The 21,502-nt window shown below is 65.9% G+C and carries 24 protein-coding genes and 1 tRNA gene; 19 read left to right on the forward strand and 6 right to left on the reverse strand.

Translation table 11 applies throughout. The features are described 5' to 3' along the window. Positions 1-738, forward strand: a 738-nt coding sequence (locus ABWV23_RS00005; RefSeq protein ID WP_353343614.1) for a tyrosine-type recombinase/integrase, incomplete at its 5' end; no start/stop codon positions are given. A 211-nt stretch (positions 739-949) separates the two neighbouring features. Here the strand turns inward: ABWV23_RS00005 and ABWV23_RS00010 are convergent. Then, a tRNA-Ser gene (locus ABWV23_RS00010) sits at positions 950-1,039 on the reverse strand. Between the two features lie 123 nt (positions 1,040-1,162). Here ABWV23_RS00010 and ABWV23_RS00015 point away from each other — a divergent pair. The 8 genes from ABWV23_RS00015 to ABWV23_RS00050 all read left to right on the forward strand — a co-directional run bounded on the left by ABWV23_RS00015 (position 1,163) and on the right by ABWV23_RS00050 (position 8,158). Further along, entirely contained in the window at positions 1,163-2,035 is an 873-nt protein-coding gene (locus tag ABWV23_RS00015) for a DUF2059 domain-containing protein (protein ID WP_353343616.1), read from the forward strand. Positions 2,036-2,039: 4 nt separating this feature from the next. Next, a complete protein-coding gene (locus ABWV23_RS00020; RefSeq protein ID WP_353343618.1) occupies positions 2,040-2,864 on the forward strand; it encodes a DUF2059 domain-containing protein in 825 nt (274 codons plus the stop codon). Positions 2,865-3,056: 192 nt separating this feature from the next. Beyond that, the gene (locus tag ABWV23_RS00025; RefSeq protein ID WP_353343620.1) at positions 3,057-3,653 is read left to right on the forward strand and encodes a 50S ribosomal protein L21; all 597 of its coding nucleotides are present in this window, start codon (positions 3,057-3,059) and stop codon (positions 3,651-3,653) included. 12 nt (positions 3,654-3,665) lie between these two features. After that, complete coding sequence (gene rpmA, locus ABWV23_RS00030) at positions 3,666-3,935, forward strand: 50S ribosomal protein L27 (RefSeq protein ID WP_353343623.1); 270 nt, start codon at positions 3,666-3,668, stop codon at positions 3,933-3,935. A 180-nt stretch (positions 3,936-4,115) separates the two neighbouring features. Further along, a complete protein-coding gene (locus tag ABWV23_RS00035; protein WP_353343625.1) occupies positions 4,116-4,652 on the forward strand; it encodes a GNAT family N-acetyltransferase in 537 nt (178 codons plus the stop codon). Between the two features lie 36 nt (positions 4,653-4,688). Further along, positions 4,689-5,723: a GTPase ObgE gene (obgE, locus tag ABWV23_RS00040; protein WP_353343627.1), complete on the forward strand. Its 1,035-nt coding sequence runs from the start codon at positions 4,689-4,691 to the stop codon at positions 5,721-5,723. Further along, a complete protein-coding gene (gene proB, locus ABWV23_RS00045) occupies positions 5,711-6,817 on the forward strand; it encodes a glutamate 5-kinase (protein ID WP_353343629.1) in 1,107 nt (368 codons plus the stop codon). Before obgE ends, proB begins: the two co-directional genes overlap by 13 nt. A 75-nt stretch (positions 6,818-6,892) precedes the next feature. Further along, positions 6,893-8,158: a glutamate-5-semialdehyde dehydrogenase gene (locus tag ABWV23_RS00050; protein ID WP_353343631.1), complete on the forward strand. Its 1,266-nt coding sequence runs from the start codon at positions 6,893-6,895 to the stop codon at positions 8,156-8,158. A gap of 17 nt (positions 8,159-8,175) precedes the next feature. Here ABWV23_RS00050 and ABWV23_RS00055 read toward each other — a convergent pair whose 3' ends face one another. Further along, positions 8,176-8,817, reverse strand: a complete 642-nt coding sequence (locus tag ABWV23_RS00055; RefSeq protein WP_353343633.1) for a histidine phosphotransferase family protein — start codon at positions 8,815-8,817, stop codon at positions 8,176-8,178. On the opposite strand from ABWV23_RS00055, the gene ABWV23_RS00060 reads away from it, so the two are divergent. The 5 genes from ABWV23_RS00060 to tsf all read left to right on the forward strand — a co-directional run bounded on the left by ABWV23_RS00060 (position 8,816) and on the right by tsf (position 12,677). Next, the gene (locus ABWV23_RS00060) at positions 8,816-8,998 is read left to right on the forward strand and encodes a DUF3553 domain-containing protein (RefSeq protein WP_353343635.1); all 183 of its coding nucleotides are present in this window, start codon (positions 8,816-8,818) and stop codon (positions 8,996-8,998) included. The genes ABWV23_RS00055 and ABWV23_RS00060 overlap by 2 nt on opposite strands. A 117-nt stretch (positions 8,999-9,115) precedes the next feature. Next, positions 9,116-9,880, forward strand: coding sequence for an L-ornithine N(alpha)-acyltransferase (olsB, locus tag ABWV23_RS00065; protein ID WP_353343637.1), 765 nt, complete (start codon positions 9,116-9,118; stop codon positions 9,878-9,880). Continuing rightward, positions 9,877-10,755, forward strand: a complete 879-nt coding sequence (olsA, locus tag ABWV23_RS00070) for a lyso-ornithine lipid O-acyltransferase (RefSeq protein WP_353343639.1) — start codon at positions 9,877-9,879, stop codon at positions 10,753-10,755. The genes olsB and olsA overlap by 4 nt, the downstream gene beginning before the upstream one ends. Positions 10,756-10,935: 180 nt before the next feature. Then, positions 10,936-11,724 (forward strand): 30S ribosomal protein S2, encoded by a 789-nt coding sequence (rpsB, locus tag ABWV23_RS00075; RefSeq protein WP_353343641.1) that lies wholly within the window; start codon positions 10,936-10,938, stop codon positions 11,722-11,724. Between the two features lie 77 nt (positions 11,725-11,801). Next, the gene (tsf, locus tag ABWV23_RS00080; RefSeq protein WP_353343643.1) at positions 11,802-12,677 is read left to right on the forward strand and encodes a translation elongation factor Ts; all 876 of its coding nucleotides are present in this window, start codon (positions 11,802-11,804) and stop codon (positions 12,675-12,677) included. A 336-nt stretch (positions 12,678-13,013) separates the two neighbouring features. On the opposite strand, the gene ABWV23_RS00085 is transcribed toward tsf, so the two are convergent. From ABWV23_RS00085 to ABWV23_RS00095, 3 genes are all read right to left on the reverse strand, one after another. Continuing rightward, positions 13,014-13,769: a helix-turn-helix transcriptional regulator gene (locus ABWV23_RS00085; RefSeq protein ID WP_353343645.1), complete on the reverse strand. Its 756-nt coding sequence runs from the start codon at positions 13,767-13,769 to the stop codon at positions 13,014-13,016. 241 nt (positions 13,770-14,010) lie between these two features. Next, positions 14,011-14,490, reverse strand: coding sequence for a MaoC family dehydratase (locus tag ABWV23_RS00090; RefSeq protein ID WP_353343647.1), 480 nt, complete (start codon positions 14,488-14,490; stop codon positions 14,011-14,013). Continuing rightward, positions 14,487-15,515 (reverse strand): NADP-dependent oxidoreductase, encoded by a 1,029-nt coding sequence (locus ABWV23_RS00095; protein ID WP_353343649.1) that lies wholly within the window; start codon positions 15,513-15,515, stop codon positions 14,487-14,489. Before ABWV23_RS00095 ends, ABWV23_RS00090 begins: the two co-directional genes overlap by 4 nt. A gap of 98 nt (positions 15,516-15,613) precedes the next feature. Between ABWV23_RS00095 and ABWV23_RS00100 the strand changes: the two genes are divergently transcribed. Next, on the forward strand, positions 15,614-16,270 hold the full coding sequence (locus ABWV23_RS00100; protein ID WP_353343651.1) for a histidine phosphatase family protein: 657 nt from the start codon (positions 15,614-15,616) through the stop codon (positions 16,268-16,270). Between the two features lie 7 nt (positions 16,271-16,277). Here ABWV23_RS00100 and ABWV23_RS00105 read toward each other — a convergent pair whose 3' ends face one another. After that, the gene (locus ABWV23_RS00105) at positions 16,278-17,273 is read right to left on the reverse strand and encodes an NADPH:quinone oxidoreductase family protein (protein ID WP_353343653.1); all 996 of its coding nucleotides are present in this window, start codon (positions 17,271-17,273) and stop codon (positions 16,278-16,280) included. A gap of 140 nt (positions 17,274-17,413) precedes the next feature. Here ABWV23_RS00105 and ABWV23_RS00110 point away from each other — a divergent pair, with 140 nt between their 5' ends. The 4 genes from ABWV23_RS00110 to ABWV23_RS00125 are packed head-to-tail and all read left to right on the forward strand — an operon-like array spanning position 17,414 to position 21,499. Further along, a complete protein-coding gene (locus ABWV23_RS00110; protein ID WP_353343655.1) occupies positions 17,414-18,592 on the forward strand; it encodes an acyl-CoA dehydrogenase family protein in 1,179 nt (392 codons plus the stop codon). A gap of 5 nt (positions 18,593-18,597) precedes the next feature. Then, positions 18,598-19,713, forward strand: a complete 1,116-nt coding sequence (locus tag ABWV23_RS00115) for an acyl-CoA dehydrogenase family protein (RefSeq protein WP_353343657.1) — start codon at positions 18,598-18,600, stop codon at positions 19,711-19,713. Between the two features lie 10 nt (positions 19,714-19,723). Then, a complete protein-coding gene (locus ABWV23_RS00120; protein ID WP_353343659.1) occupies positions 19,724-20,545 on the forward strand; it encodes an SDR family NAD(P)-dependent oxidoreductase in 822 nt (273 codons plus the stop codon). Positions 20,546-20,569: 24 nt separating this feature from the next. Then, a complete protein-coding gene (locus ABWV23_RS00125; protein ID WP_353343661.1) occupies positions 20,570-21,499 on the forward strand; it encodes an SDR family NAD(P)-dependent oxidoreductase in 930 nt (309 codons plus the stop codon). The last annotated feature ends 3 nt before the right edge of the window (positions 21,500-21,502 follow it).

A 21,502-nucleotide genomic window follows, 5' to 3' on the forward strand; every position in this document is an offset into this window, starting at 1 on the left:
GCGTGGGAAGTCGACGTGAAGTTGGTCTCGGAATTCGTTGCCATGCGCAGGGATGCGGGTGCTTCAATCGCGACGATCAATCGCGACCTCACCGCTTTCAACCATCTCATGAGCCATATCAAAAATCTGGGCTGGATTGAAATGAATCCAGTTCTGCAATTCGAGAAAACCGGAATGAAGGAAAGTCTGCCGGACATTGTGCTCCCCACCGATGAGGCTATCCAAAAGCTGGGTCGGCGCGTACCAGGCACCCTATGCTTTTTCCCGGCCTTCCTCGACGCAACCGGGGGCCGAGTTACAGAGATGTCGATGATCAAGTGGGCTGACGTGAAAGGCATGGACTGCCCAGTTGAGGGCCATGTAACGCTGACCTTGCTACACACCAAGGGACGTAAGATTCGGACGATCACTCTGCGCCAGCAGGCGATCGACATCCTGTTGCAGATCCGTCGCTCAAATTGCTCGCCATATGTCTTCTGGAACAAAACCGAGGATGGCTACTATCGTAGCGCGGCCAATCTGTTCTGGGACTATGCGCAGGAGACGGAATTTGGAGCTCGCCTCCACGGCATCCGACACAAGTTCGCCATCGAGCGGCTGATGGAAGGCTGGTCGGTCTACCGCGTGCAGCGCTACATCGGACATGGTTCTGTGAAGACGACCGAGCGTTACTACTTCCGCTACCTGTCTCAGGAGCAGCAGGAGATTGCCAATGCCGATGGCAACATCGGTCTATGAACATCTCGTTGCGTAGGAAAGAAGCCCCGCCAGAAATGGCGGGGCTTCTTGCATTAAGGGGGGCTGCCTGGCGTCCGTTGGCGTTCGGCCATGGCATACCAAGTGCATTCAGCGGCCGGAAATCCGGCATAGTATGACACCTTACTGCATTTTCAGGTATTGGGGCGCTCAAGGCCTGCCATTAAAAAGCCCCATTAATTCAGGGGCTTAGTGGCGGAGAGACAGGGATTCGAACCCTGGGATCCCGTGAAGGATCAACGGTTTTCGAGACCGCCCCGTTCGACCACTCCGGCACCTCTCCGCGGGGGTCTGGAGGCTGCGTTTAATCGCGAATGCGACGCGGTGCAAGGGCCGATTCCGGCCCAAACCGGGTTTTCCCGGATTTTCCGTTGCCCGGCCCGGCAAAACCCTTAGGTTCGGTGCCATGAGACACCTTGAAAACCCCCGGTTTCACCGCCGGATCGCTGTTGCCCCCGCCTTGGCGGGTCTGGTCATCCTGTTGTTTTCGCTGGTCTTGTTGCCTGGCTCGGCGCGGGCCGCCGAGCGTGACAGGATCGAGGCCTTTCTCCAGGTCACCGGTTTCGACGTGGCGCTCGACAGTATCGCGCTGTCGGCCAGCGCGGCGCCGAAGATGCTCGGGATCGACCCCGGGGTGTTCGGATCGGAATGGACCCGGCTCAGCAAGCAGGTCTTCGATACCGTGCAGATGCGCGAGATGGCGCTCGACATCCTGGTGCCCGCGCTTGGCGATGACGCCCTGGCCCATGCGGCGGGGTTCTATGCCACCGACCTGGGGCAGCGGCTGGTCGCGGCCGAGAATCGCGCGCATATGATCGAGGACGACAGCGTGAAACAGTCCGAGGGGATGCGCCTGTTGACCGAAATGCGCGACAAGGCGCCGGGGCGGCTGGAGATGCTGGAGCGGATGAACGGCGCCATCGACGCCTCCGGAACCAGCCTGCGCGCGCTGCAGGAGATCCAGTTCCGGTTCCTGATGGCGGCAAGTGCCGCGGGGGTGGTCGATCTGCGCGCCGACGCGGACGAGTTGCGGGCGCTGCTCAAGGAGAACGAGGACGAGTTGCGCGCCGCCATCCGGAGTTCGGCTCTGGCCTCGGCGGCCTATACCTATCGCGATTTTTCCGACGCCGACCTTGCCGCCTATACCGAGGCGCTGGAAGACCGCCTGATGCAGGAGGTCTATGAGTTGCTGAACGCCGTGCAATACGAGATCATGGCCAACCGGTTCGAGGCACTGGCCGCCCGCATGGCCGGGCTGCAACCCGGACAGGATATCTGACCCGATGACGGCGCTGCGCCGGTTTGGCGTCTCCTTGGCGGTGTTCCTGTGCGTGTCCGTCGCCGCGTTGAACGCCACGCCGAGCGGCGAGGCGCTGGCCCGCGTCCTGCGGATCGACGACCTGGCGCAGGCGCTGCATCACGAGGGGATCGACCACGCCCAAAACCTCGACGTGGAGATGCTGGACGGACGCGGTGGCGCCCATTGGTCCCGGCAGGCCGCGCGGATCTATGAAGTGGATCGGATCGCCGGGGCGATTCGGGGCGTGCTCTCCGACGGTCTCGCGGAGGACGAGGCCACGCAAACGATCGCGTTCTTCGACAGCCCGCTGGGGCAGGAGATCCTGTCACTGGAGATCGCCGCGCGAATCTCGATGCGCGACCCGGATGTAGAGGCGGCGGCGCGCGCCATCCATGATGGTCTGAAGGGCACTGGCGATCCCCGGCTGGCGCTGGTGACCCGTTTCGTCGCGGTCAACGACCTGGTCGAGCGCAACGTCGCCGGCGCCATGAGTGCCAGTTACCAGTTCCTGCGCGGCCTCTCGGACGGGGGCGCAACCGGGCTGGACGACGCGGCGATCCTGGCCGAGGTCTGGGCCGAGGAACCCGCCACGCGGGACGAGACCGAACGCTGGCTGTTCGCCTATCTCCTGATGGCTTACCGCCCGCTGACCGACGACGAGTTGCAGGCCTATATCACGTTTTCGGAAAGCCCGGCGGGACAGGCATTGAACGCGGCGCTGTTCGACGGGTTCGACCTGCTTTATCGTGGGATTTCCTATGAGCTGGGCCTCAGCCTGGCCGGGGCCCTTACGGCCAGCGACATCTGAGCGGGGGAAACCGGTTGACAGCCGTGGGCGAGGACGCCATAAGCACGCATCCCGGCCCGTTCGCGCGTGTCGGGTTTTGTTATCATGTCGCCCGAAGGGGCGCGCTGTCCGACGGTGGCGCCGGTTGAGAGCCCGGCCCGCAACACCCCGCCAAGGGGGGCCACAGGACGCGGCAAGGAAAAGGAAAGACGCATGTTTGCGGTCCTCAAGACCGGTGGCAAGCAGTACAAGGTTCAAGCGGGCGATATCCTCCGCGTTGAAAAACTGGCTGCCGATGCCGGCGAAAAGATCCAATTCAACGATGTCCTGATGCTGGGTGGTGACACCCCGGTCGTGGGCGCGCCCCTCGTCGACGGGGCTGCCGTCCAGGCCGAAGTGATCGACCAGGTCAAGGGCGACAAGGTCATCCACTTCGTCAAGCGCCGCCGCAAGCACTCCAGCAAGCGGACCAAGGGCCATCGTCAGAAGCTGACCCTGGTCAAGATCACCGAGATCCTGACCTCGGGCGCGGACAAGACCGGGATCAAGGTTGCAACCGGCAAGGGCGACGCCCCCGCCGCGGCTGCCGCCCCGGCTGCGAAGGCCGCTGCTCTGGCTGTTGCCGCATCCGACGATGATCTGACCAAGATCACCGGTGTCGGTCCCGCCGCCGCCAAGAAACTGGCCGAGGCCGGTCTGACCAGCTTTGCCCAGATCGCAGCCTTGTCCGAAGACGACATTGCTGGTATCGACGCGGTCAAAGTGAAGCCCGAATGGGTTGAGCAGGCCAAAGAGCTGGCCAAGGGCTAAGGAGACAGACGAATGGCACATAAGAAAGCTGGCGGTTCCTCCCGTAACGGGCGCGACTCCGCAGGTCGCCGCCTTGGCGTGAAGCTCTATGGCGGTCAGGCCGTCATTCCCGGCAACATCATCGTGCGTCAGCGCGGTACCAAGTTCTGGCCGGGCGAAGGCGTTGGCATGGGCAAGGATCACACCATCTTTGCGACCACCGATGGCGCCGTGAAGTTTCACAAGGGCCTCAAGGGGCGCACCTTCATTTCGGTCCTGCCGGTAGCGGAGGCCGCCGAGTAAGCCGAAACCCGAAGGGTTCCAGACAACTGGAGGGGGATCGGCGAAACCGCCGGTCCCCTTTCTCGTTGTGCCGCATCTCGCGCCACAGGTCTTGCGCAAACACGGGCGGCTCAACATATCGGTTAGGGGGAACGGTTGACCCAACGGTCAACACGTTGGTTTTTTGGAGGGGAAAAGAAGATGATGCTGGAACAGATCACGACGCAGACGGTCATCGACGCCGAACGTTTCGACCTGCGGCCGCTGCGGCGGTCGGACATGGGGTTGATCGAGCTTTATGCCGGTGATGAACGTGTCGCGCGCATGACCACCTCGATCCCGCATCCCTATCCCCCCGGCGCCGCCGAAGCCTTTGTCACCCGCGTGATGGCGCCCGACCGCAAAGAGGACGTCTGGGCCATCGACGGCACCAAGTCCGGCGAGAGCGAGGTTCTGGGCCTGATCAGCCTCAAGAAGATGGACCGCAACCAGTCCGAGGTCGGTTACTGGGTGGCGCCGCTGTTCTGGAACACCGGCATGGCCTCCGAGGCGGTGCAGGCGCTGGTCGAGGCCAACCCCCAGGGCAACGCCACCATGTTCGCCAGCGTTTTCCAGGACAACCTCGCCTCGGCGCGGGTCCTGACTCATTGCGGTTTCGCCTATCTGGGCGATGCCGAAGTTTATTCGGTGGCGCGCGATGCCACCGTTCCCACCTGGACCTACAGCCGAAAACTCTGATTGTGGCCGGACGGTTCTTTGCGATAGGCAAGGCCCATGAAATTTCTTGATCTCGCAAAGGTCCATATCCGGTCCGGCGCCGGCGGCAACGGCTGTATCAGCTTTCGCCGCGAAAAATACATCGAATACGGCGGGCCCGATGGCGGCGACGGCGGCAATGGCGGCTCGGTCATTGCCGAGGCGGTCGAGGGGCTGAACACGCTCATCGACTTTCGCTATCAGCAGCATTTCTTCGCCAAGAACGGTCGCCCCGGCATGGGCCAGCAGCGCACCGGCAAGGATGGCGAGGATATCCTGCTGCGCGTGCCGGTGGGCACCGAGATCCTCGACGAGGACGAGGAAACCGTGATCGCGGACCTCTCTAACGTCGGCGACCGGGTCGAACTGGCCCGGGGCGGCAACGGCGGCTGGGGTAACCTGCATTTCAAGAGCTCGACCAACCAGGCGCCGCGCCGGGCCAACCCGGGGCAGGAGGGGGTCGAACGCACGCTCTGGCTGCGCCTCAAGTTGATCGCCGACGCCGGGTTGTTGGGCCTGCCCAATGCGGGCAAATCCACATTTCTCGCCGCGACATCGAACGCGCGCCCCAAGATTGCCGACTATCCCTTTACCACGCTGCATCCCAACCTCGGGGTGGTGGGGATCGACAATGTCGAATTCGTCATCGCCGACATTCCCGGCCTGATCGCCGGCGCCCATGAGGGCAAGGGGATCGGGGATCGCTTCCTCGGCCACGTGGAGCGTTGTGCGGTGCTGTTGCACCTGGTCGATGCCACCTCCGAGACCATCGTCGAGGATTACCGCACCATCATCCACGAGTTGGAGGCTTATGGTGGCCACCTGGCCGACAAGCCGCGCGTGACCGCGCTGAACAAGGTCGATGCGCTGGATGAAGACCAACGCGCCGAGGCGAAGGCCGCATTGGAGGCCGAGGTGGGCCGGCCGGTGCTGTCGATGTCCGGCGTCAGCGGCGAGGGGCTGAAAGAGGTGCTGCGCGCGCTGCGGGCCGAGATCGACGAGGACCGCCTGCGCCACAAGCCCGGCGAGGAGGACGCGCCTTGGCAACCCTGAGCAGCGCGCGGCGCGTGGTGGTCAAGATCGGCTCGGCGCTGCTGGTCGACCGTGAAACCGGTGATCTGCGCGGCGACTGGCTGCATTCGCTGGCCGCCGACGTGGCGATGCTGAAGAGCAGGGGAACCGACGTGATCCTGGTCTCTTCCGGCTCGATCGCGCTGGGGCGCGGGGTGCTGGCGCTGCACGGTACCGACCTGCCGCTGGAACAATCCCAGGCCGCCGCCGCCGTCGGTCAGATCCGTCTGGCCCGCGCCTATGAAGAGGCGCTGACGCCGCACGGCATCACCACCGCGCAGGTCCTGGTGACGCTGGAGGACAGCGCCAACCGCCGCCGCTATCTCAACAGCCGGGCGACGCTGGAAACGCTGCTGGGATTCGGCGTGGTGCCGATCGTGAACGAGAATGACACCATCGCGACCGACGAGATCCGCTATGGCGACAACGACAGGCTGGCCGCCCAGGTCGCCGTCACCGTCGGCGCGGATCGGCTGGTGCTGCTCTCGGACGTGGATGGGTTCTATTCCGCCAACCCCAATGACGATCCTACCGCGCGCCGCTACGACGTGATCGAGGAGATCACCGCCGAGATCGAGGCGATGGCCGGCGATGCCGGGTCGGGCCTGTCCAAGGGTGGGATGAAGACCAAGCTGATGGCGGCCCAGACCGCCACCGCCGCCGGCTGCGCCATGGCGATCACCGAGGGCTCGCGCTGGAACCCGCTGCGCGGCCTCGAAGACGGCGCACCGGCGACCTGGTTCACCGCGCAACTCGATCCGCACGCGGCCCGCAAGCGCTGGATCGCGGCGATGAAGCCGCGCGGCCAGATCACCGTCGATGCCGGCGCCGCCCGCGCGCTCGACAACGGCAAAAGCCTGCTGCCCGCCGGCGTGGCGCGGGTCGAGGGCGAGTTCGGGCGCGGCGACCCGGTGTCGATCCTGGATGAACGCGGCCACAAGCTGGGCCAGGGGCTCAGCCGCTATACCGCGCTCGAGGCCGAGAAGATCCGCGGCCACCACTCGACCGAGATCGAGGAGGTCCTGGGCTATCCGGGCCGGGCCGCTTTGATCCATCGCGACGATATGGCACTCTAGCCCTTCGTTTCACTGCGACTACCCCGCCGGAGGCGTGAAAACCCCCGGCGCGCCCAAGAGAAAAGGCGCCGAGACATGAAAGACCTGGACAATATCCCCGCCCTGATGACCGAACTTGGCACGCGGGCCAAGGCCGCCGCGGCAGAGCTGGCGTTCGCCCCGCCGGAGGCCAAGCGCAAGGCGCTGGAGGCCGCCGCTGACGCGGTCTGGGCCAACCGGGCCGACATCGTCGTGGCCAACGGCAAAGACCTGGACTATGGCCGGGACAAGGGCCTGAGCGCGGCCATGATGGACCGGCTGATGCTGGATGAGGCGCGCATTCAGGGCATCGTCGACGGGCTGCGCGCGGTGGCGGCGCAACAGGATCCGGTCGGCGCGGTGATCACCGAATGGGACATGCCCTCGGGGCTGCACATCCAGCGCGTACGCACGCCGCTGGGCGTGATCGGCGTGATCTATGAAAGCCGCCCCAACGTGACCGCCGACGCCGGCGCACTGTGCCTGAAATCGGGCAACGCGGTGATCCTGCGCGGCGGTTCGGAAAGCTTCCATTCCTCCACCGCCATCCACGCCTGCCTGGTCGAGGGGCTGCGGGCGGCGGGCCTGCCCGAGGAAGCGATTCAACTGGTGCCCACCCGCGACCGCGCCGCCGTGACCGAGTTGCTGACCATGACCGATTACGTCGATGTGATCGTGCCGCGCGGTGGCAAGGGCCTGGTCGGTCTTGTCCAGCGCGAGGCGCGCGTGCCGGTCTTTGCCCATCTCGAGGGGATCGTGCACATCTATATCGACAAGTCCGCCGACCTGGACAAGACGCTCAAGGTGGTGCTGAACGCCAAGACCCGGCGCCCGGGCATCTGCGGGGCCGCCGAGTGCCTGCTGATCCACCGCGACGTGGTCGAGACCATCGGCAAGCCGGTGATCGCGGCGCTGGTCGAGGCCGGGGTCGAGGTGCACGCTGATCCGGCCCTGGGCGAGATCGCAGGCACGCAGCCCGCCAGTGAGGCGGATTGGGGGCGTGAATTCCTCGACATGATCATTGCCGCCAAGCCGGTCGATGACATCGACGCCGCGATCGCCCATATCCGCCGCTATGGCTCGAACCACACCGATTGCATCCTGGCCGAGGATCCGGCTGCGGTGGCGCGGTTCTTTGAACGGCTCGACAGCGCCATCCTGATGCACAACGCCTCGACCCAGTTCGCCGACGGCGGCGAATTCGGCATGGGCGCTGAGATCGGCATCGCCACCGGCAAGATGCACGCGCGCGGACCGGTCGGGGCCGAGCAGTTGACCAGCTTCAAGTACCTGGTCACCGGCGACGGCGCGACACGGGGGTGACCGGTGGCGCGCGGCGATCAGAACCGCAGGGTGAGCGAGGTCGCATCGCGTTCGGCGCGCAACTGGCCTCCGGTCTCGTCCACCGCCAGCGGCAGCAGGGCGAATTGCACCTTGGCCGGGATCAGCGCGGCGGCGTCTCCGGCGCCGTCGAGCCAGCCCCAGAGCGCCGGGTCGACGCTGACCTTGTCGCCGCTGGCCACCACCGTCCAGGCCCCGTCGGCCTCGATCACATGGGCCTGGCCGCCGCGCGGAAGCGCCGCTTCGCAACACAGCAGCGCGAGAAAGGCCAGCTTGACCGCGCTGCGCGGCTGATCACCGGCCGGTTTCCACGCGACCTGCATCCGGCTGTCACGTCCGATCTGGCCCAGCAGGGTTTCGATATCCGATCGCCCGATCACCTGGCTGCCCGCCGCGCCGAAGGCGATGCGAAAGAACCGCAGCCGCGCGCTGGCGCTGTCGGCGCTGTCCGCGATCAACTCACGCTCCGGCCCCGGCGAGTTGCCGCCGGCCATGTCCATCAGTTCCAGCCCGTTCACGATCGCGCCGATCGGCCCGATCAGGTCGTGACAGATGCGCGAGGCGACCATCGCCACCAGATCGGGCGCGGCGGTCTGCGCGTTGACGTTTGTCGGTTTCTGCATCAGGGAATACTCTGCCATGACTGATTTGAACTCCATATTGGAACCCGGAATGCTGGTGCGCCACCCCCAACACCCGGAATGGGGCATCGGACAGGTGCAATCCAACGCCGGTGGCAAGATCACCGTGAATTTTCGCGAAGAAGGCAAGGTCGTCATCGACGGCGCCCGGGTCACGCTTGCTCTCGCCTTTGATGCGTGAAACAGGTTGACGATTTCTTAACATCTGCGGCCCCCCGGCACCGCCGGTTGCACTGCCGGCTGGGGATGCGCTATCAGCCCGCAACACCGTGCGCCAATTCTATCGCCAAGGATGCAGATGCCTGACAGCGGGCCCGCCTTTACCGTCAAGATCGCAGAGACCGCGGACGAGCTGCGCGCAGCCCAGGCCCTGCGCTATGATGTCTTCGTGCGGGAACTGGGCGGCGGCGGTGAGATGGTCGATCACGACGCCGGGCTAGAGCGCGACCGTTTCGACCCGTTTTTCGACCACATGATCGTGAGTGACGCCGGCTCCGGGCGGGTCGTGGGCGTCTATCGGCTGTTGCGCGACGACCAGGCGCGCGCCGCCGGACAGTTCTATTCCGAGGATGAATACGATCTCACCGTTCTGAAATCCTCGGGGCGCAAGCTGCTTGAACTGGGGCGGTCCTGTTTGCATCCCGACTACCGGGGCGGCATGGCGATGTTTCACCTGTGGTCGGCGCTGGCCGATTACGTCGCCACCCATGGGATCGAGATCCTGTTCGGCGTCGCGAGTTTCCACGGCACCGATGTCGAGGCCTTGGCGCAGCCGCTCTCGATGCTGCATCAGAACCATCTGGCGCCGCCCGATCTGCGCGTGCGGGCCTGCGACGACAGTTTTCAGCCGATGGACCTCATCGCGTCCGGGGCGCTGGACCGGCGTCGCGCCATGGTCGAGACTCCGGCGCTGATCAAGGCCTATCTGCGGCTGGGGGGCTTCGTGGGCGAGGGGGCCTTTGTCGATCGCGCCTTCAACACCACCGATGTCTGTCTCGTGCTCGACACCGCACGCATGAACGAGCGGCAAAGGCGCCTCTACAGCGGCGAGCGCGGCGCATGAGTCCGACCTGGACCGCCCCCACGCCGCCCGATCCGGTGGTGATCGGGCCGCTGGGCTGGCTGCGGGTTGTCCTGCGCGGTGGCGCGCTGCTCTTGTTGATCGCGATCTGCCTGCTGGTGCTGCTGCTGATCCGGCTGATCGAGCGCCCGGTCTTCGGCATGGCCCGGCCGATCACACCCCATATCGTACAATTCGTGTGCCGAAATGCCTTTCGCATCCTCGGCATGGGCTACACCGTCCACGGTCGCCCGATCCACGGTCCCGGCGCGGTGGTGGCGAACCACACGTCCTGGCTGGACATCTTCACGCTGAACGCGCGCAAGCGGATCTACTTCGTCTCGAAAAGCGAGGTCGCCGGCTGGCCGGGCATCGGGATCCTGGCCCGGGCCACCGGAACCCTGTTCATCGACCGCGACCGCCGCCAGGCCCGGGCGCAGACACGGGCCTTTGTCGAGCGGCTGCATGCCGGGCACAAGCTGCTGTTCTTCCCCGAGGGCACCTCGACCGACGGGCTGCGCGTGCTGCCGTTCAAATCGACGTTGTTCGGCGCGTTTTTCGCCGCGCCCCTGCGCGAGACGCTGACCGTTCAACCGGTCAGCGTGATCTATCACGCCCCGCCGGGGGAACCTGCGCGGTTCTATGGCTGGTGGGGCGACATGGAGTTCGGCGAACACCTGTTGAAGACCCTGGCCGCCCCGCGTCACGGCGCGGTCGAATTGGTCTATCACCAGCCGCTCAAGGTCTCGGATTTCGAAAACCGCAAGGCGCTCGCCGCCCACGCCGAGGCGCTGGTGCGCGCCGGGCTGGAGGCCTATCTGCCCGAGGCCGCGCTGGCGGCTGGTGAGGACAGGGACCGGCGCGGCGCATCGGTGTGACGACCCGCCGGGCGCCGGCCACAACGGGCTTGCGCCCGGCGGGGAACTCGCCTATACGCGCGCCATTCAAACCCGCAGGCGGGGTTTGGGCCGGGCAGGGGAGACATCCCTGTCAGTCCGCCGGTTGGAGCATCCGCTCTGAGACCCCCGCCGAGGCGTAAACCGGAAAGGAAAATACGCATGGCTCTTCCCGAGTTCACCATGCGTCAGCTGCTCGAAGCTGGCGTTCACTTTGGCCACCAGACCCAACGCTGGAACCCGCGCATGGCGCCCTATATCTATGGCGCGCGCAACGGCATCCACATCATGGACCTGACCCAGACCGTTCCGTTGCTGGACCAGGCCCTGACCGCCGTGCGCGACACCGTCGCCCGGGGTGGCCGCGTTCTCTTCGTCGGCACCAAGCGCCAGGCACAGCAGCCGGTCGCGGACGCCGCCGAGAAATCGGCCCAGTACTTCATGAACCACCGCTGGCTCGGTGGCACCCTGACCAACTGGAAAACCGTGTCGCAGTCGATCAACCGTCTCAAGCAGATCGACGAGGCGATGGAAGCCGGCGCCGAGGGCCTGACCAAGAAAGAGCGTCTGGGCATGGAACGCGACCAGGCCAAGCTGGAAGCCTCGCTGGGCGGGATCCGCGAAATGGGCGGCACCCCGGACCTGCTGTTCGTCATCGACGTCAAGAAAGAGGCGCTGGCCGTCTCCGAGGCCAACAAGCTGGGCATCCCGGTGGTTGCCGTGGTCGACACCAACTGCTCGCCCGACGGGGTGGACTATGTGATCCCGGGCAACGATGACGCCGCCCGCGCCATCGCGCTCTATTGCGACCTGGTCAGCCGCGCCGCGCTGGACGGCATGTCGGCACAGCTGGGCGCCGCCGGCGTCGACCTGGGCGAACTGGAGCAGGGCCTCGAGGAAGAGGCGCTGACCGACGCGCCCGCCGCCGAAGGCGCCGCAGCCGAGGCCTGATCGGCTGTCACGGATCCGACATGCGGGGCAGGTTATGACCTGCCCCGAGCAACATTTGATTTGAGGAGAGCCAAGACATGGCAATCACAGCAGCACAGGTGAAAGAACTGCGCGACTCCACCGGCGCCGGCATGATGGACGCCAAGAAAGCGCTGACCGAAACCGATGGAGACATGGAGGCTGCGGTCGACTGGCTGCGCACCAAGGGTCTGGCCAAGGCCGCCAAGAAATCCGGGCGCACCGCCGCCGAGGGCCTGATCGCCGTCGTCGTCGATGGGGGCACCGGCGTCGCGGTCGAGGTGAACTCCGAGACCGACTTCGTCGCCAAGAACGCCGATTTCCAGGCAATGGTCGGTGACATCGCCAAGGCGGCGCTGTCCGTGGCCGACGTCGACGCGCTGGCGGCTGCCGATCTGGGCGGCAAGACCGTGGCCGACACCCTGACCGACAAGATCGCCACCATCGGCGAGAACATGTCGCTGCGCCGGATGGCCAAGATCGAAGGCGAAACCATCGTTGCCTATGTCCATAACGCAGTGACCGACGGCATGGGCAACATCGGTGTTCTGGTCGCGCTCAAGGGCGGCGACGCAGCCTTTGGCAAGCAGGTCGCGATGCATATCGCCGCGGTAAATCCCGCTGCCCTGTCCGAGGCCGATCTGGACGCTGCCGTGGTCGAGAAGGAACGCCAGGTCCAGATGGATATCGCCCGCGAATCCGGCAAGCCCGAGCAGGTGATCGAAAAGATGATCATCGGCCGGATGAAGAAATTCGTGGCCGAGTCGACCCTGCTGAACCAGCAATTCGTGGTCAACCCGGACCTGACCGTCGGGGCCGCCGCCGAGGCGGCTGGCGCCGAGATCACCGGGTTCATCCGCCTGGAAGTGGGCGAGGGCATCGAGGTCGAGAAGGAAGACTTCGCCGCCGAGGTGGCCAAGGCTGCCCAAGGCTGATCGCCCCCGCGACAGCGTGTGACAAAAGAAGCGGAGCCGCGCAATGCGCGGCTCCGTTTTGTTTTGACGACCCCGTTACAATGGGGATGCCGGGATCGTTCAAAAAACTCCGGCTCAGCCACGGATCAATACGAAACCGAACCGGACGGGTAGGAGAACCCTGAAATAGACAGGGGATCCTTTCCCGATGTTCCCGGGCCAAAGCCACCTCTCACGGAACGCACCCAGTATGCAGGGGGCGCGGACATTGGGAAAGTCATGTATTCCTTACCCTAGGTAAGCTTGAAAAAAGACGCGTTGGATCAGGGGGTTGGGAACGGATACCCGCCCGGTCGATCAGGCCTCGATCACGAACATCTGGTTGTGGAGCGCGGCTTTCATGACCGCCTGCGCCGTGGTCTCCACCGACAGGGCCTCGCGCGCGAGACGCAGGTGTTTTTCCACCGTGGCCGGGGTCAACCCCATCAACATCGCGATGTCCTGCGTGGTCTTGCCGTCGCCGACCCATTCCAACGCCTCACGCTGGCGCCGGGTCAGGGCCCGGTTCGGGGCCACATGCGGCAGCGTCAGGATCTTGAGGTGGGCGATATTGTTCATCAGCAGGATATCTTCGCCGTGTGCCTCCCAGATGGCGTCGACCTCATCCTGGCCGAGGTCCGGCCGGGCACAGAGCGAGATCGCCCCCTTGGACCGGGCGGACACCGAGTTGAAGCTGATCGTATAGCCAACGGTGACGCCCATCTCCCTGTTGAATTCATAGACCTTCTGTTCAGCGGGGGTCAGCGTCCGGCTGGCGACCATCTGGTTGATCAGGCGCCAACTTCCAGCGCCCTCGTTGTTCAGGGCCCAACGCAGCATCGGGGCGTGGAAATACAGCCCGCTATAGACGAACCCCTCGACGTATTCCTTGGGGTGATTGCTGAGGATGACGAAGTCCTCGGGATCGCCGAAAGAGGTTTCAGTCCGATACCGGGTGTAGCCGTACAAAAGCCGGTCGAAGCCGAACCACGCCATTTCCTTGGTATGGGCGGCCCAAAGCTCTTCGAGCGATTTGGCGCGGGTGACGAAGGAGAGATAGTTGCGCAGCCTCATGTCGCGGCGTGCCTCCGTGGCTGGCCGCCCGTTGCAACGCCTTCTGTTCCGCCAATGCAACCCCAACCAAGGGTGTCGACCGCCGGCACAAGGCCATGATGCGGTCGTCCCGGGTGGGTCCGATTGTACAGCATGACTCGCACACCCCCATTGAAGCCATGGGTACACGTACAAGCTGTACGTTGTCCAGATCTTCGGTGGTGTCCGTTCCGGACCCGACCAGCGGGACGAGACTCCGACCTCACCCCGGGGTGTCGGAAAAAACGCTCAACCCCAGCCATTCGGCCACCAGCGCGGGGCTGTCGTGGCCCTCGATCTCGATGGTCAGCTTGTGTTCGCGCAGCAATTCGCTCTCTGAGCGCTGGCGGACCGATGTCAGGGTGAAGCGGCCGCGCAGCCGCGACCCTGACGGTACCGGAGTGAGAAAGCGCAGCTTGTTGAACCCGTAGTTGATGCCCATGACCTGGCCCGGCATCTCCTGCATGCATTCATAGCTGAACTTGCTGGCCAGCGAGAGGGTCAGGAACCCATGCGCGATGGTGCCGCCGAACGGGGTTTCCGCCGCCGCGCGCGCGGGGTCGACGTGGATCCACTGGTGATCGTGGGTCACCTCGGCAAAGGTGTCGATCATGGCCTGGTCGACGGTGATCCAGTCGGACACCCCGATCTCGGTGCCGATCTTGGTCTCCAGTTCGGCGCGGGCGGTTTCGATTGCGGTCATTGCGTTTCCTCCTGTTTTGCGAATTCGGGATCCGGGCCGACCCGGACCATGCGTTTTCCCCGGTTCTCTCCGGCCAGCAGACCGATCAGGGCGGCGGGGGTGTTCTCCAGCCCCTCGATCACGTCCTCGGTCACCTTCACCTGGCCGCTGTCCACCCAGGTTTTCAGCGCGCGCAGGGCGGTGGCGTCCTGGTGGGCGAAATCCATGACGATGAACCCCTCCATGCGCAGCCGCTTGACCACCACCAGACCGGGCAGGTTGCGCGGGCCAGAGGCGGCGGCGCTGTCGTACTGGCTGATCGCGCCACAGCACACCACGCGGCCGCGCTCGTTTATGGCGAACAGCGCGGCCTCGAGGACCGGGCCGCCGACATTGTCGAAATAAACGTCAACACCATCGGGGCAGGCGGCGCGCAGCGCCTTGAACATCCCCGGATCGCGGTAATCGACGCAGGCATCGAACCCCAGCTCATCGGTGACGAACCGGCATTTCTCGGCGCCACCGGCCACGCCCACGACCCGGCAGCCCAGCGCCTTGGCAATCTGGCCGACATAGGCCCCGACCGCCCCCGCAGCGGCCGAGACCAGCACGGTTTCCCCGGCGATGGGCCGACCGACGCTCAACAACCCGTGAAAGGCGGTCTTGCCGGCGATGCCGTAGACGCTCATGTGGTGGGTGAGCGGGGACATTGGCGGCAGCTTCTCCACCTGGCGCGCCGGGACCACCGCGTGATCGGCCCAGACGGTTTCCCCGCCGACCAGGTCACCGGCGGACAGGCCCGGCGCCCGGCTCTCCATCACTTCGCAAAGCGCATAGCAGGGCATGGCGTCGCCCGCCCGCACCGGCGCGCGATAGGTGGCCCCCTGCAACCAGGCGCGCGCGGCGGCGTCGATCGAGATCAGGATCGTGCGCAACAGCACCTCGCCCGGACCGGGGGTGGGCAGATCGACCTCGCGCAGGGTGAAATGCTCTTGTGTCAGCGCCCCGTCCGGCAGGTTGGTGATGGCGATCTCTCGCGTTTTCATTCGGTTTCTCCCTTTGTTGTCTGGATGGGGCGTCGCAACGGGTTGCGCTTGCCGCCCCTCTGGTTAGCGTGGCGCGCGACATTCAACCGGAGGCCCCGATGACCAAGGAATACCGCCAGCACGTCTATCGCCCGCCCACGGGCGCCGCCGACATCCTGCTGATCCGCCACGGCGAAAGCATGCCGGCCCGGCCCGGAGAATCGTTCCCGATGAAGGACGGGCACGGCGATCCGGCGCTGCATGAGAACGGCCATGCCCAGGCCCGCGCGGTGGCCGAGCGGCTGCAGCGGGAGCCGATCGCGGCGATCTACGTCACCACGCTGCAACGCACCCACCAGACCGCGGCGCCGCTGGTCGCGCGCCTTGGCCTTGCGCCGCGCGTCGAGCCCGACCTGCGCGAGGTGCACTTGGGCGATTGGGACGGCGGATTGTACAGGATCAAGGCCGCTGAGAACGACCCGGCCTTTGACCGCGCGCGGCAGCGGCGCGAATGGGGAGAGATCCCCGGCGCCGAGACCACCGAAGCGCTGCACGCCCGGGTCCGTGCCGGGCTGTTGCGCATTGCCGGGGCGCACCCCGATCAACTGGTCGCCGCGGTGGTCCACGGCGGGGTGATCGGGGCGGCGATGGCGATGGCCGCGCAGTCGGACGCCTTTGCCTTCAACGGCGCGGCCAACGGCTCGATCAGCCGGCTGGTGATCCACGGCGACCGGATGACGGTGCGCGGCTTCAACGAATGTGCGCATCTGGGCTGACCCGGGCTCAGTCTACCGTCAGCACCACCTTGCCCATCGCCTTGCGCTCCTCCATCAGGGTCAGCGCCTGCGCCGCCTGGTCCAGCGGGAAGCGCGCGCTGATCCGCGGTCGGATCTTGCCCTCGGAATACAGGCGGAACAGGTCGGCCATGTTCTCGGCGTGGCCCTTGGGTTCACGCGCCACCGCCGCGCCCCAGAACACGCCGACGATCTGGCTGCCTTTCAGCAGGGTCAGGTTCAGCGGGATCTTGGGGATGCCGGCGGGAAATCCGACGACCAGGAACCTCCCCTTCCACGCCAGCGCGCGCAGCGCCGGTTCGGCGTAATCGCCGCCCACCGCGTCATAGACCACGTCGACACCGTCACCGCCGGCCAGCGCCTTGAACTGCGACGACAGCGCCTTTTGCGCGTCGCGGTCCATCTCGCGCGGATAGACCAGCGTCTCGTCCGCGCCGATCTCGCGGCAGAAGGCGGCCTTTTCCTCGGACGAAACCGCCGCGATCACCCGCGCGCCGGCCGCCTTGCCCAGTTCGATCGCGGCGGCGCCGACACCGCCCGCCGCCCCGAGAATCAACAGCGTTTCGCCGGGCTGGATCTGGGCCCGGTCCTTCAGCGCGTGATGCGAGGTGCCATAGGTGAACACGAAACAGGCCGCGTCCTCATAGGGCATCGTATCGGGAATCTTGACCGCCTTGGCCGGCTCGACGTTGACATGGCTGGCGAATCCGCCGTGTCCGGTCAGAGCCAGGACCCGGTCGCCCGGGGCAAAACCCTTCACGCCGTCGCCCACCGCCAGAACCTCGCCCGCGATCTCGCCGCCCGGCGCAAAGGGGCGCGGCGGCTTGAACTGGTACAGGTCGCGGATGATCAGCGTATCGGGAAAGTTCAGGCCCGCCGCGTGCACCCGCACCAGGATGCGGCCCTTTTCCACCTCCGGGTCCGGCAGGTCTGTCATTTCCAGCGTTTCGGGTCCGCCGGGGGCGGTGCTGAGCATTGCTTTCATCGTATCCTCCCTTTTCGTGCGGCTGGCCCGGCCTGCCGCTGCGTCGCAACAAGTCATCCTTTTGAAGATGAGTGTTGTCAATCGAAATGCAAAATGCAATTTTGCTCTGCGAAATGAAATAGGCAACATGAGGGGGAGGCATGGTGCAGGACACAGACGACCTGACTGGGTTTCGGGCCGATATCCGGGCGTGGCTGGACGAGAATTGCCCGCAGGAAATGCGCGACGGCGCCGTGGATGAGGATAGCATCTGCTGGGGCGGCAAGAACTGGAACTTTACGTCACAAGCACAGAAAACCTGGCTCGAGCGCTGCGCGGCGGCGGGCTACACCGTGCCGACCTGGCCGAAAGAGTATGGCGGTGCCGGGCTGAACCGGGACCAGGAAAAGGTCTTTTACGACGAGCTGGGGCGCATCAACGCGCGCCGTCCGCTGCAGAGCTTTGGCATCTGGATGCTGGGGCCGGCGCTGCTTCATTTCGGGACCCATGCGCAAAAGCTGCATTTCCTGCCGCCCATCGCGCGCGGTGAGATTCGCTGGTGCCAGGGCTATTCCGAGCCAGGCGCGGGATCGGACCTGGCCAGCGTGCAGACAAAAGCCGAGGATCAGGGCGATCACTGGCTGGTGAACGGGCAGAAGGTCTGGACCTCTTACGCCGATCAGGCCGACTGGATCTTTGCGCTGCTGCGCACCGACAAGGACGCGCCCAAGCACAAGGGTATATCCTTCGTGCTGATCGACATGGAAAGCGCGGGCGCCTCGACCCGCCCGATCCGGCTGATTTCCGGGGCTTCGCCGTTCTGCGAGACGTTTTTCGACAACGTGAAAGTGCCGAAATCCTACGGTGCGGACATTCCTGCACAGGTGGGTGAGATCAACCGTGGCTGGGACGTGGCGAAATACCTGCTGACCCATGAGCGTGAGATGATCTCGGGCTCGGCGATGCTGGCGGGCAGTGGCCGGTCGCTGGGCGCGATCCTGTCGGAAAGCGGGCATCTCGACGACCCGATCCTGCGTGCCGATGCAATGCGCGCCGAGATCGACGAACTGGCCTTTGGCCTGACGCTGGAACGCTACAAGGACCAGTCCGAATCCGGGCAGGGGACCGGCGATGCCTCGGCCATGCTGAAATACGTCGGCACCGAGCTGAACAAGGCGCGGCAAGAGCTGATCATGGCCGGCGCGGGCAGTGATGCGCTGGAGTGGGATGACGGGCGCGCGCCGCTTTGGCTGCGCAGCAAGGCGAACTCGATCGAGGGCGGTACGTCGGAGGTGATGCTCAGCATCCTCTCGCGCCGTGTCCTCGGGCTGCCGGGGTGAAGAAGATGACAAAACTGGTAAGAACCGAAGAAGAAACCATGCTGGCCGATGCCGCGCGCGGATTTCTCGACGAGGCGGCCCCGGTGACCAAGCTGCGCGCGCTGCGCGATGCGGGCCAGACCCACGATCCCGCCCTCTGGCAGGAGATGGCCCGGATGGGCTGGACCGGGGTGCTGGTGCCCGAGGCCGCCGGTGGCGCCGACATGGGATTTGCCGCCGCCAACGTGCTAGCCGAGGAGATGGGCAAGACCCTGAGCGTCAGCCCGTTCCTGTCGACCGCCGTGATCGCCGCCACCGCCCTGCGGCAGGTGTCGGATGGGCGCGCGACCGAGGCCATGAGTGCCATCGCCGAGGGCACGCGCACCTATGCGCTGGCGATTGACGAAAGCACCAAGCACGACCCGGAGGCCACCGCGCTGCGCGCCGAACGGGTCGGAAACGGCTTTCGCCTTGATGGCGAGAAGCGCTTTGTCGTCGACGGCGGCTTTGCCGACCGGCTGCTGGTGCTGGCGCGCACGGGGGACGGGCTGACCCTGTTCGACATCCCCGCAGACCGCGCCGGGATCGAGCGCGACGCGCAACCGATGATCGACAGCCGCGATGCGGCGCGGATCACGTTTTCCGGGGTCGAGGCGACGGGCGAGGATGTGCTGGGCCAGGTCGATGATGCAATGACCGTGCTGGCGCCGGCGTTGCGCGCGGGGCAGGCGGCGCTGGCCGCCGAGATGACCGGGCTGGCCGCCGGGGCCTTCGGGCTGACGGTGGGCTATCTCAAGGAGCGTAAGCAGTTCGGCGTGTTGATCGGCGGATTCCAGGCGTTGCAGCACCGCGCCGCGCACCTGTGGTGCGACTGCGAGGTGACCGCCTCGGCCATCCTGCACGCGGGCCGGATGCTGGACAACGACCCTGCCAATGCCGCGCTTGCGGTGTCGCTGGCCAAGGCACGCGCCAGCCAGACCGCGCAACTCGCGGTGCAGGAGGGGGTGCAGATGCACGGCGGGATCGGCATGACCGATGCCTTTGACATGGGCTTTTACATGAAGCGCGCCCGTGTCGGGGCCGAATGGCTGGGCGATTATGGCTATCACGCGGGCGTCGTCGCCCGTTTGCGCGGATTCTGAAGGAGCGATCATGACACCTGAAACCCTGTTCAACCTGGCCAGCAAGACGGCACTGGTCACCGGCGGCGCCACCGGCATCGGCCGCATGGCCGCCGAGGGGCTGGTCTGTGCCGGCGCCCGCGTCCTGATCGCCAGCCGCAAGGGCGACGCCTGCGCTGCCGTGGCGGCAGAGCTCAACGCGCTCGGCGCCCCTGGAAAAGCCGAGGGCTTTGCCGGCGACGTCGGCAGCGAAGAAGGCATAGACGCCCTCGCGCAAGAGGTCAAGAATCGCACGGAAACCCTTGATATCCTTATGAACAACGCGGGTCGCACGTGGGGCGCGCCGCTGGGTCAGTTCCCTTACGAGGCCTGGGACAAGGTGCTGGGGCTCAATGTCTCTGGCCCGTTCCACCTGACCCAGAAACTGCTGCCGATGCTGGTCGCCTCGGGCAGCATCGACGACCCGGCGCGGGTGGTCAACGTCGGCTCGGTCATGGGCGAGGTGCCGATGGGCGACGGCGCCTATAGCTACTCGGCCTCCAAGGCGGCGGTGATGCACCTGACCAAGATCCTGGCCAAGGAACTGGCGGGACAGGCGATCACCGTCAACGCGCTGGCGCCGGGGCCCTTCGTCTCCAAGATGACCGCCTTTGCCACCGTGGACGAGGAAAAGCGCGCCAAGGTGGGGGCGGGCGTGCCGCTGGGCCGGGTTGGCCGGGCCGAGGATATCGCCGGCTGCATGCAGTTTCTCTGCGGCCGTGGCGGGGCCTATGTGACCGGCGCGGTGATCCCGGTCTCGGGCGGGCTCAACGTCCAGATGGGCAACAATATCTTCGCGCCGGCGCTGGACTGACGCGAAACGAGGAGGAGAAGACACATGGATATCCGATTTGACGGGCGGGTCGCCATCGTCACCGGCGCGGGCGCCGGACTGGGGCGCAGTCACGCGCTGGGGCTGGCGGCGCGTGGCGCCAAGGTGGTGATCAACGATCTCGGCGCCGCGACCGATGGCGAGGGCCGCTCGGAGAGCGCCGCCAGCGCCGTGGTGGACGAGATCCGCGCCGGAGGCGGCGAGGCGATGGCGCATGGCGCCGACGTGGCCGACGAGGCCGGCGTGCGTGACATGGTCGAACAGGCGATGAAGCAATGGGGCCGCATCGACATCCTGGTCAACAACGCCGGCATCCTGCGCGACAAGACATTCGCCAAGATGACGCTGGATGATTTCCGCAAGGTGGTCGACGTGCACCTGATGGGCAGCGCTACCTGCGCCCACGCGGTCTGGCCGATCATGCGCGAACAGAAATACGGGCGGATCGTGCTGACCTCCTCGGCGTCGGGGCTCTACGGCAACTTTGGCCAGTCGAACTACGGCGCGGCCAAGGCGGCGATGATGGGGCTGATGAACGTGCTGCATATCGAGGGCGCACGTGACGATATCCGCGTCAACACCCTGGCCCCCACCGCCGCCACCCGCATGACCGAAAGCCTGATGCCCGAGCAGGCGCTGGAGCTTCTGGCGCCGGAGACCATCACCCCGGGCCTGCTCTACCTTGTCAGCGAGGATGCCCCCTCGCGCACCATTCTCGGCGCCGGGGCGGGCTGTTACGCCGTGACCCGGGTATACGAGACCGAGGGGATCCTGCTGGAGGGGGCGGAGAACAAGCCCGAGGGGGTCGCAGCCCGGTTCGAGGCGATTTCGGACCCTGCTGGACAGACGGAACTGACCGATGCCTTCCAGCAAACCCGCAAATACGCCCGCAAGGCCGCCGATGCGCGCGGGTTGTCCCTGCCGTGGGGCGACTGAGCG

The organism is Aquicoccus sp. SU-CL01552, from assembly GCF_040365005.1.
Taxonomy (GTDB): Bacteria; Pseudomonadota; Alphaproteobacteria; order Rhodobacterales; family Rhodobacteraceae; genus Antarcticimicrobium.